4 protein-coding genes and 1 pseudogene are annotated in these 11,371 nt (G+C 73.2%); all 5 read right to left on the bottom strand.

The window, feature by feature from the left end; genetic code table 11:
- Positions 1-717 (bottom strand): annotated as a pseudogene (locus tag RWM17_RS03270) (hypothetical protein); the annotation flags it as partial.
- Positions 718-725: 8 nt separating this feature from the next.
- A complete protein-coding gene (locus tag RWM17_RS03265; RefSeq protein WP_314101300.1) occupies positions 726-3,089 on the bottom strand; it encodes a transglutaminase domain-containing protein in 2,364 nt (787 codons plus the stop codon).
- Positions 3,086-4,537, bottom strand: a complete 1,452-nt coding sequence (locus RWM17_RS03260) for a DUF58 domain-containing protein (RefSeq protein ID WP_314101298.1) — start codon at positions 4,535-4,537, stop codon at positions 3,086-3,088. Before RWM17_RS03260 ends, RWM17_RS03265 begins: the two co-directional genes overlap by 4 nt.
- Positions 4,534-5,505, bottom strand: a complete 972-nt coding sequence (locus RWM17_RS03255) for a MoxR family ATPase (RefSeq protein ID WP_123546296.1) — start codon at positions 5,503-5,505, stop codon at positions 4,534-4,536. The genes RWM17_RS03260 and RWM17_RS03255 overlap by 4 nt, the downstream gene beginning before the upstream one ends.
- 49 nt (positions 5,506-5,554) lie before the next feature.
- Entirely contained in the window at positions 5,555-11,353 is a 5,799-nt protein-coding gene (locus tag RWM17_RS03250; protein WP_314101296.1) for an Ig-like domain-containing protein, read from the bottom strand.
- Positions 11,354-11,371 lie beyond the last annotated feature (18 nt).

Here is an 11,371-nt window from a genome sequence, read left to right as displayed (position 1 = left end):
GTCCACGGGGGGCGTCTCGTCGTGCGGGGCCGGGGCCTGGCCGTCGTCCTCGGAGGGCAGCCGGGAGAACGAGGCCGTCCACAGGGGGGCCGACGTCGGTCGCGGACCGTTGTCGGCGTGCGGCGTCGGCGTCCGCAGAGGCGCGGGCGCAGGCGACGTAGCGGCTGCCGGGGCCACGGACTCCTCAGGCAGAGGTGCCGGTGCCGCCGGCCGCGTGACCTCGGACGGCGACTCGGTCGCGGGCTCGGCGCGCGACGGATCGTCCTGTCGCGCACGGGCTGCCGCTTCACGGTCGACGAGGGGAGCATCCGCACCGGTGTTCGCGACCGACCGGGCCGGGACGATCCACGCGGGAGGCGCCTCCTCGGCTCCGGCCTCGACCGTGCGCTGCCCGCCCCCTGCGCGCTCGTCCCCACGATCCTGGTCGGGGGCAGCCTCGTCGGCTGCAGCCTCGACGGGCGCCCGGTCGACCTGCTCCTGCTCGACGCGGCGGTCTCGGACCCACCAGGGCGCGTCGCCCGACGTCGTGGGCCGCGGCGGCTGGCGGAGCTGCCACGCCGGCGGCTCGGCCTGCCCGCCCGTTCCTGAGCCCGCGCCCGCGCCCTCGTCGCGACGTGCGGCCGCCGCAGCGACGTCGGCGCTCGTGACGGCACGACCGCACACTCCGCAGAACATGGCGCCGACGGGCAACGGGCTGTCGCAGGTGGGGCAGTGCATCGGGACCTCTAACGCTCGGGACGTGTCCCGCCATGGTATCCACGGAGCGAGCGGAGCGAGACCGCCGCCTTGGCTCGCTGCCACCGCGTCAGGTCGGCGTCGAGCGACCGGCGCATCTCGGCCACGGCCGCCCAGACGCGGTCGGCGTCCTCGGCCGGCGGCGGCGTCGGGGCGAAGACGGCCCGGTCCGCGACGCGGGCCAGCACGGCCGGCCTGGCCCCGCCGACCGCCTGGGCGACCTCGCTCCGCGTCCCCGACCGAGGGGTCTCGATGCCGTGGTCGACGACGGCGTCCTCGAACTCGCGCCACCCGCCCGTGATCCGCCTCACGGTGTCGGGAGCACGACGTCGGGCACGGCGACGGCGCAGCTTCACCGCCACGACGGCCAGGAACGGCGCCGCGACCACCCCGGTGACGAGCGCCGTCCAGCCGATCACCCGGACGACGACGAGCAGCACCGCCAGCCAGGCCGGCACCGTGTCGGGGTCCTCCTGCTCGGACTGCGGCGGCGTCTGGTCGTCGCGCACCTGAGGCTCCTGAGGCGGCGGCTGGACGACCGACTCGGGGCGCGAGACCTCGCTCGGGTCCTGCACGACGTCCTCGGGGATGGGGCGCTCGGCCGGGACGGGATCGAGCGCGACCCAGCCCGCCTGGGCCGTGTCCACCTCGATCCACGCGGTGACGTCTCCCCCGCGCACCGGCACCGGGCCCGTCGCGTCGGCGAGCTCGTCGGCGTCCGGCACGAAGCCCATGACCACCCGCGAGGGGAAGCCGAGCTCGTCGGCCATCAGGGCCGCGGCCGTCGCGTACTGCTCGGCGTCGCCGACCATGACCGGGTCCGTGAAGAGCTGGGCGATGCGCGCCGACCCGTGCCCCGACAGGCTGATCGGCTCGTCGGCCCCGACGCCGTGGCTGATGTAGCCCTCCTCGGCGAGGAGGTCGAGCACGGCCTGCAGGCGGGCGCCCGGCCCCTGCACGCCCTCCACCGCCTCCTGCACGGCGTCGGTCAGCTCGTCGGGGACGGCACGGGGCGACGGGACCCGGGCCGAGCCGGGCGTGAGGCCCTCCAGCTCGCCCTCGGCGGGCTGGTCGGGCAGCACCGCCTCCAGCCGGTAGCGGTCGCCCTCCTCGAGCCCGCCCACGACGGCGGCGGTCCCGCTCGTGTCGTTGTAGAAGAAGGCGTCCCGCCGGTCGGTCGCCGTCGCGCCGCCGAAGTCGATCGACTCGAACTTGCCGACCGTCGGCAGCCAGACCCCGCTGTACCCGTCGACGGTGACGGCCAGGGTGGTCTGTCGGCCGGACACCCCCGACTGGTCGAACACCGAGGGGACCCGGTCGAAGGAGCCGGACTCGCTCGTCACCTCGTCGCTGCCGACCGTGTACGCGACGCCGTCGTACGTGTCGAGCGTCGCGAGGCGCAGCAGTTGGCCCGGCGCGAGCCCCTCGACCTCGAAGAGCGTCTCGTCGACCGTCGGGTCCTGCTCGTAGACGCGGAACCTCGTCAGGGGGCTGACCACGTCGCGGGGGTCGAACGGCTGCACGACGACGGTCCGCGCGACGGTGCGCTCCGCGGTGGGAGGGACGACGGCCACCGCGCCCGCGGCGGCGGCGCCGGCGACGACGAGGGTGACGACCGTCCCGGCGACGGCCCTCCCGGCGACGGAGCCGTGTCCGTGCGACCGTGCGCCCGCGGCGCCTCCCTCGAGGGCCTCGACGGCGAGCCGGCGACGACGGAGGCGCCACCAGACCACCCAGGCCACCGAGACGACGAGCACCGTGAGTCCCGAGACCACCGGGAAGAAGGCCTCTACGGGGCCTAGGACGATGCCGGCCAGCCAGACGACGACGGGGCCGAGGGCCGCCAGCTCCGCCCGGCGCGACCGCAGGGCCGTCGTCAGCCCCACGACGGACGCCAGCAGCAAGAGGACGAACACGGGTACGAGCAGGGACTCGTAGCTGCCGACCGGCAGGGTGATCGTGACGAGCTGCTTCCAGGCGAGCGCGGTGCCCGTGACGAGCTGGCCGAGGCCGCCGAGCGTCGGCACCACGCCCCACAGGGCCTGCGACGGGACGGCGAGCGGCACGCCGAGCAGCAGGTACGCCGCGACCGTGAGCACCAGCACGCCGAAGCTCGAGAGCCGCAGCACGGCCCCGGCGACGGCGACCACGCCGCCGACCGCCACCGTGACCAGCGCCAGCACGACGAACTCGGCGCTCTGGTAGACGGGCCAGAAGACCGCCGCGGCCGCCAGCAGGGCCACGAGGTGCAGCCCGATCGCGAGCAGGACGAAGGAGGCGCGCAGCCGAGGACGGCGGACGCGCGTCCGGAGATCGCCCGGCCGAGACGCGGCGGGAGCCTGCGCGCCGGTCATGTGGCGGCCGCCCGGGCGAGCGACTTCTGCAGGTCCTCGAGGTAGCCGATGGTGAGGACCGTCAGGTCGCTGATCCGTGTCATCCCGGGCACGGCCTCGGGATCGCAGACGATGGCGACCGCCTCGACGCCGACCGGGAAGTGCAGGCCGGCCGAGCGCAGCTGGGTGAGGGTGGCGGTGCTGCCGACGACGAGGAACGCGACGGAGACGCCGGCGACGCGGTCGCCGGCCACACGGGCGACGTCGACGATGCCGAGGGCCGACTCCGCGTGCTCCACGACCGCGAGGTCGTCGAGGAGGCGCGTGCGGGTCAGCGTGCTCAGCGACCGGATCTCGAGGGTCTTGCGCTTGGCGAACTCGGGCGTGCGCTCGCTGACGACGACGCTCACCTCGCGGGCGTCGCGCACGGCCCGCGCCCCGAGCGAGCCCGCGACGCTCACGGCCAGCTCGAACTCGTCGTCGGAGGCGAAGTCGGCGGTGGCCAGGCTGAGCGCGATGACGATGTGGCTGCGCCGGCTCTCCTCGAACTGTCGGACCATGTAGGTACCGGCCTTCGCCGTCGACTTCCAGTGGATGTTGCGCCGCTCGTCGCCCGGCTGGTACTCGCGGAGCGCGTGGAACGAGATGTCGCTCGGCGAGAGGTCGCGGGTCGGGTTGCCCTCGAGGTCGCGGATGAGGCCCGTGCTCGTGCTCGGGATGCCGATGGTGCGGGGATGGACGAACATCTCCGTGACGCCCGTCCACTCGAGCTCGCGCCGGACCAGCCCCACGGCGTCGCCGCGGACGGTGCGGACCGGGCCCACCCGGACGACGCCGCGCCGCTGGGTGGGGACCGAGAACGTCTCGGTGACGCTGTCGCCCCCACGGAGGCCGGGCAGGCTGATCTCGGCGAGACCCGCCCCGACCGGGATCTCGACGGAGACGCCGAGGATGCGGCGACGGGTCGGGTTCTCGACGACGACGCTGCCCGAGGCGGACTCCCCCACCGTGACGCGCTCGTGCGGGATGTCGAGCGCCACGCGGAACGCGTTGCGGCCGATCAGGCTCAGGCCGGCGACGACGAGCACGACGAGCGCGGCCCAGGCGACCACGACGAGCTCGAGCCAGCCGAGCAGGTAGCCGACGACGAAGCCGACGGGCACCACGACGAGCACGGCCCAGCCGACGGGCGTCACGACGCCCGATACCGCCCGGAACGCCCGGGTCAGCCACGCCCGGGCAGAGCGGAGGAGGCGGACGGCGAGGACGAGCGCGTCGGCCACGGGTCCGGAACGATCCCCCACGATGCGGGTGCGCGCGTTCGTGAGCCCCTGGGTCCCCGTCGCGAAACCACCGTCGAAGCTCGTCCGCGACTGCGTGCGGCCGCCGCGGGTGTGCGTCCGGCCGCGGGACGCGTCGCGGTCCCGACGGACGCGGCTGTCGGTGCTGCCTGGTCCGGCGTCGCTCACACGGCGATCCGCTCGGAGGGCGGCGGCGTCTCGATCAGCAGCTGGCTGACGATGCTCGACGGCGTGACGCCGTCGAACTCCGCCTCGGGGTCGAGCACCAGCCGGTGGGCGAGCACGGGCTCGGCTAGGGCCTTGACGTCGTCCGGCACGACGTAGTGGCGCCCCTGGGAGGCGGCGTAGGTCTTGGCGGTGCGGACGAGGGCGAGGGCGCCTCGCACGCTGACGCCGAGCCGCACCTCCTCGGCGGTCCGGGTCGCCTCGACGAGGCGGGCGACGTAGTCGCTGATGGTCGACTCGACGTGCACGGTCCGGGCGAGCTGCGCCATCTCGGTGACGACCCCGGCCTGGACGATGGGGCTGAGGCTGCCCTCGTGGACCCGTGTCGCGGAGCCCTCGAGGATCCGGACGGTCGCCGCGTGGTCGGGGTACCCGATCGACGTCTTCATGATGAACCGGTCGAGCTGGGCCTCGGGCAGCCGGTACGTGCCGGCCTGCTCGACGGGGTTCTGGGTGGCGATCACCATGAAGGGGCTGCCGACGTCGTGGCTGACGCCGTCGACCGTGACCCGGCTCTCCTCCATGACCTCGAGCAGGGCCGACTGGGTCTTCGGGCTGGCCCGGTTGATCTCGTCGGCGAGGACGATGTTGGAGAAGATCGGGCCCCGGTGGAACTCGAACTCCCCCGCCTTCTGGTCGTAGATGCTCACGCCGGTGATGTCGCCGGGCAGCAGGTCGGGCGTGAACTGGACGCGGTTGCTCGTTCCCTGCACGCTCTGGGCGATGGCGCGGGCGAGCGACGTCTTGCCCGTGCCGGGGAAGTCCTCGAGCAGGAGGTGCCCCTCGCTGAGCAGCGCCGTGAACGACAGCCGCACGACGAACGTCTTGCCCAGGAGGACCTGGTCGACGTTCGCTACGAGGCGCCCGAAGATCTCGGAGAACCAGGTCGCCTGCTCGGGGGTCATGCTCATGCGGTGTTCGTCTCTCTCGTCATGGTGGTCGGGGTCGGGCGGGGCGACGTCACGCCGCCGGGTCGCAGGAGAAGCCCAGGTCGAGGAGCGCACGCGGACGCCAATCCACGACGTCCTCGACAGTTTGGCCGCCCGATGTCGCGTAGCCGTGGACCCGGACTCCGAGTGTGTCGTCAGGCACCTTGACCGTGTCGTAGGCGGTCACCTTGTTCCGTGCTGGCTCCCACCCGGTGAGCGTCCGGAACTGGATGTCGACGGCTTCGAGCCGTGCCCCGCTGTTCGACGGGATGGCGAGTCCCAGGAACTGTCCGACCGCGCAGCTGGTCACATCGGCCTTGGCGGAGACCGGCGTCACCGTGGTGCCAGCGGTGGCGTCGCTGCAGGCTCTCTTCGTGGCCCCCTCACGGCATGCGCGGAACTGGGTCGTGACAGGCACGCCGTTGCCGTTGTCGTTCTCGATGAAGAAGTCTGCCTGCGGGGCATCGGTCCACGACCCACCGGTCGAGTACTGCACGACGATGCCGTTCCCGGATGCGGCGCCCGACGCCCTGGCCTTGTAGCTGCCGTCGTCACCGAACTTCGCCAGAACGACCGAGAGTCCAGTGGGTGCGGCAGGGGTAGAGACGGCCTCGGCGTCACCCGAGCCGGTGGAGCAGAACACGTCGTTGTCCGCGACCACGACGTAGCTGTACTGGGCATCGTTCGGGACAGTGTCCGTGAGGCTGGTGGCGTTCGTGCCTCCGGGAGGCGTGATGGCCGTGCCGCTGGTAGCGCACCCGGCTGCGGTGCCGTTGCGGTAGACACGGTAAGAGATCGAGCTGGCTCCGTTGGGCGCTACCGGAGTCCAGGTGACGGTCACCTGACGCTCCGTCGCCAGCGCGGTCACGGTGGGCTTGGCCAACTCGCCGACAGCCGTCCTCGTCACGGGGCCGCTCCGGGCCCAGTCGGCATCGCTCGAGACCTGCGCGCGGTTCTTGGCGTAGACCCGGACGTCGTACGCCGTGCTCGGGATGCCCTGGAACGACGCCGTCGTCGCGGATGCTGTGACACTGCCAGACGCCCCTGCACCCGAGTACTCGACGACGTAGCCGCCCGCGGCGAGGACCGAGGTGCCGCGCGCCGGCTTGGGCACCGCGTCCCACTGCACGTCGAGGACGCCCGGGGTGGCCGAGCTGGGCGTCACCGTGACGCCGGTCGGCGCCGCCGGCACGAAGTCGGCGCTGTACGAGGGGCTGGCCGCGCTGGGAGCCGAGTCGCCGAGACCGTTCGTGGCGACGACCGTGAAGCGGAACGTCTGCTCGGGGTCGAGGTCGGTCAGCGTGCAGACCGTGGTGAGTCCGCAGTCCTTCGAGTACGAGCCTCCCGCGCTGCCGGTGCCCGTCAGGCGGAAGCGCGTCAGGGGCGAGTTGTTCGCCTGGGGCGCGGCGTAGCTCAGGGTCAGCTGCCCGCCGGTGAAGACGCCCGTTCGGACCGGTGCCGCCGGAGCGTCCGGGACGTCCTGCACGGAGATGGTCACGTTGCCCCACACGTACCGGTCGGGGTCGCCCGTCACGTCGGCCACGCGGTACTGGAGGTTGGTGTCGCCAGGCTGGGCGGACTGCCCGACCGAGACGGCGAGCGTACGGTTGTCGGCGCTCGGCGTGACGCTGACGCCCGCCGGCAGCCCGCCTCCGCCGAGCCCGCGGATGTCGACGACGCGCAGCGGCTGGCCCGGGAACGGGTTCGTCGCCTGGTCGTTCGCGAGCACGTCGATCGAGGCGGAGGTGCCGCGACGCACCGCCTGCGTGTCGGCCGCGGGCTGTGCCAGGGGCCTGCTCGAGCCGACGACGGCCAGTCGGATGGCCCCTGCCTGGCCGGTCGTGACCGCGTCCGCCACCGACACCGGCAGCGCCCGCGTGGTGCCCTTGGGCGTGCCCGAGTCGGCCGTGATCGTGATGTCGCGGCCCGAGACGCTGACCGCGAAGCCGGGCACCGCCTGGGCGTCGGCGCTCCAGCGGAGCTCCGAGAGGTCGTCCGGGTAGGGGTACGAGGTGAGGCGCTGCAGGTCGAGGGTCCGCGACTGCCCCGGCTCGAGGTCGATCGAGGTGCCGGTGAAGGTCGGCGGCTGGTTCTCGCGCGGGGTGACCGTGATGGGCAGGACCAACGTCGCCGTTCGTCCGGACGGGTCGTCGGCGGAGGAGCCGTCGGTCACCTCGAACGAGACGGACGCCGTCCCGAAGTAGAGGTCCTCGGACGTGTAGGCCAGGGTGGTCGGGCCGACGACGAGGTCGGAGCCGTCGGCGTGCGTCGCCCTGACCGACCCCTCGCCGGTCAGGCGGATGCTCTTGCCGCCCGCGGCGATGACGTACCGGGTGAGGTCGATCGTCAGCCGGTCGCCGCTGACGACGGTGAGGGGACGCGCGGTCTTGTCCAGCTGCGGGAGCGCGTCGTCGAAGCCGGGGACGCGGACGAACGCGTAGGTGCGGACGGCAGGGTCGTCCGGGTGCGACACCGAGAACGGGATGATCTGGCTGGAGTCGGTGATCGTGACCCGCACCCGGCGGTCCGGCGTGATCTGCGAGGTCGTGTCGTAGCCGGGCTCGAGGTCGAGGCCGAGCGCGGAGACCGGGCCGTCGGCGAAGAAGACGTTGGCCAGGACGTTGACGTCGACCGACTGCCGCCCCGCGATGTCGCTGAGGTCGAGCACCGTGTCGTCGACGACGGGGTGGTTCAGGGGCGCGTCGGCGTCGACGTTCACCGTCACGAAGCTCGAGCTCGAGCCGCCCTGCTCGTTCTCGACCGTGTAGACGAGCCCGTACTGCCCCTCGGCGGCAGGGGGCCGCACCGCGATCATCGTCCCGTCGACGACCTCCGCCGTCGTGCCCGCGTCGTTCGCCTCGACGCCGGTCACGGACAGCGCTCCGCCGTCGGGGTCCGAGTCGTTGTCGAGCACGCGGACGGTGATCGTGCCGCCCGGCCGCATGGTCACGTCGTCGGCCACGGCGATCGGGTTGCGGGAGCCGTCGGCCCGTGCCGAGATGCCGATCCGCACCTTGCCGCTGGCCCGGGCGCCGAGGCCGTCGACGACCGTGTAGGTGAAGGTGTCCGTCCCCGCGCTCGTCCCGTTGGCCTGGTACTCGATCGAGTCCGTCCCGACGCTGGTCACGCTGCCCTTCTCCGGGTTCGTCCCGACGCCGAGCAGCGCGACGCTGTCCCCGTCGGGGTCGACGCCGTCGAGGGGCACGGTCACGCGGACGGACTCGCCCGCCACGACCCGGGCCGTCACCGTCTGGGGCACGGGCGGGTTGTTCGTCGCCACGTCGGCCTCGCGCACCGCGATGGTGACCTGCGCGGTGTCCCGTTGACCGTCACGCCCCTCCACCGCGTAGACGGCGGTGACGTTGCCGGGCGTCGTCGGGGCGAGGTACCGGAGGATCGAGCCGGACGCGAAGAGCAGCCCGCCGTCCGTCGGGACGTCCTGCACGAGGTCGGGCACGAGGGTGATCTCGTCGCCGTCGGGCTGTTCGTCGTTGGCCAGCACGTCGATGTCGATCGCGTCGCCGACGCGCACGGTGACCTGGTCGTCCGTCGCGACGGGCGGCTGCGTCTGGGAACGCCGCGGCGTCTCGATGACGGTGACCACGCCCTCGGCCGAGGCCAGGCCGTTCGTGACGGTGTAGGTGAAGGTGACCGGTCCCTCGTCGAGGGGCGCGGCCAGGGTCAGGCGCAGGTACCGCTGGTCGAGCGTCTCGACGCGGACTCCCGACGCCAGCGGGACCTCGGACGTGGACGTCACCATCAGCACGTTGCCGGCGGGGTCGTGGTCCGTGGCCACCACGTCGAGGGTCTGCGTGCTGAGGGTCTCGACGAAGACCGTCTTCGGCGTCGTGATCGGCGGGCTCGACGGATCGGGCGGCGACTGGACGTCGACCCTGATGGTGCCGGTCGCGGTCTGGTCGCCGTCGGTGACGGAGTACTCCAGGTTGTGGGTACGCACCTCGTCGCTGACGAACCGGAACGTGCCTGCCTCGTAGCTCGGCGTGACGGTCGACCCGTTCTTGGCCGGGACGCTGTTCAGCCGGATCGAGCCTGAGCCCCCGCTCGCGTACGGGAGGGGCCGCACCGTGAGCTGCTGGCCCGCGTAGGCCTGCACGGAGAAGGACTCGGCGGTGAGCGGCGACGACCCCGCGACGCGGATCGTCATGCTCCCCCGGCCCTCGACCTGGCCGTCCGAGACGACGAGGCCGACGTCCAGGGTCGTGGCGCCGGCACCCGCGTCCTGGTAGACGACGTCGCCCGACGGCTTGTACGAGACGCCCTCGCCGCCGACGGCGCTGGTCAAGTAGAACGCGTCGCCGTCGGGATCGACCCAGTCGCCGAGCACGGAGGTCGTCACGCGCCCCGACGACGACACGTCGGCCGAGGTGCGCCGCACCTGTGCCGGCGGGCTGTTCTCGCCGGCAGCGCGCACGGTGACGGTCACCGCCGCCGTCGCGGTCCCCCCGCGCCCGTCGCTGATCGTGTACTCGAAGCTGAACGCCCCGGTCGCCTCGTCCGTGAGGGTGAGCAGCACCTGCTGGCGGTCGTTCACGACGTCGAGGCGCCCGATCGCCGGGTCGAGGTCCGACACCTGGTCGACGACGAGGGGGTCGCCGTTCGGGTCGTAGTCGTTCAACAGGACCGAGAGGGTGCTGGCCCGGCCCGGGCGAGCACCGAGGTCGTCGTCGATCGCCACCGGGGGCTTCTGGTCGGGGTCCAGCTCGGGCGGCTCGTCGGTGGTGTCGTTCTCCTCTTCTTGCTGCTCGTCGTCGCGGTCGAGGAGCTCGTCCCAGTTGTCGATCAGCTGGCCGCGGCTCTGCACGGCCCAGCTGCTGCCTCCGACCGGGTCGCTGAGAACGGCGCGGCGCCCGTTGACGTCGAAGACCAGGGCGGCCGCCCCCGGGACGCCGTCGAGCTGCATCACGCCGCCCCGAGCCCGCGAGCAGTCGCTCCACGCGGTGCCGCCGGACCACGCCGCGTACGTGCACGTCCCGACGACCGCCGGCCGTGCGGGCAGCCCCGCCTGGTCCGTGACGACCTCGCTCGGCTCGCCCCCGCCGAAGGGCACCCGCAGGAGCGACGTGCTCGTCGCCACCAGGACGCCGTCGCCCTCGTCGGAGGCCTGCTGGAGCGCGAGCCCGCCCGCGGCGGAGCCCGAGAGGTCGACCTCGTCGCCGTCCACCACGAGACGCCCGGTCTCGACGTCGAGCACGGCCCAGTGCGAGCCGACGCTGGTGACCTGGTGCTCGCCCGAGCCCGTCAGGGAGGTCGAGCGGGTCGAGTCGACGTCGAAGGCGTCGCCGGCGTCGACGCGCGACACGTCGCCGCTGGCGGCCGAGAAGACGGTGACCGTGCCGTCCGGGGCGACGCTCGTGACGGCGTCCTCGCCGAGGCTGAGGTCGGCGTCCTCCTCCGCGCTGAACGTCGCCAGGTCGGAGACGGGCAGGCTCCACAGCTCGCCCGTGCCGCCCGACACGACCACGGCCCGGTCACCGGACAGGAGGACGTCGGGCGAGTCGGGCGGCAGGGGCACGCTGTCGCCGATCGTGGAGGTCGCCGGGTCGACGATGCCGACGGTGGCGCTGCTCCGGTCGACCATGAGGACGGCGTCGGACGACTGCGCGACGGACAGGTCGCCTCCGGTGCTCCTGACCGCCGCGTTCAGCTCGGCGACGTCGGTGTTCGCCCGGCCCATTGCCGTGCGCGAGCCGTTGGCGACCCAGACGGTGCCGTCGTCGAGATCGAGGCGCTGGGCCTCGTAGCCCGTGCTGGCCACGGCGACGGTGACGACGAGCGCCGTGATCGCGACCACGCTCACGCCGGTCGCCACGGCGGACCGTCGTGACCG

Origin of the sequence: uncultured Frigoribacterium sp. (genome assembly GCF_963515265.1) — a bacterium.
Classification (GTDB): Bacteria; Actinomycetota; Actinomycetes; order Actinomycetales; family Microbacteriaceae; genus Frigoribacterium.
This window is presented reverse-complemented; position numbering and strand designations above follow the sequence as displayed.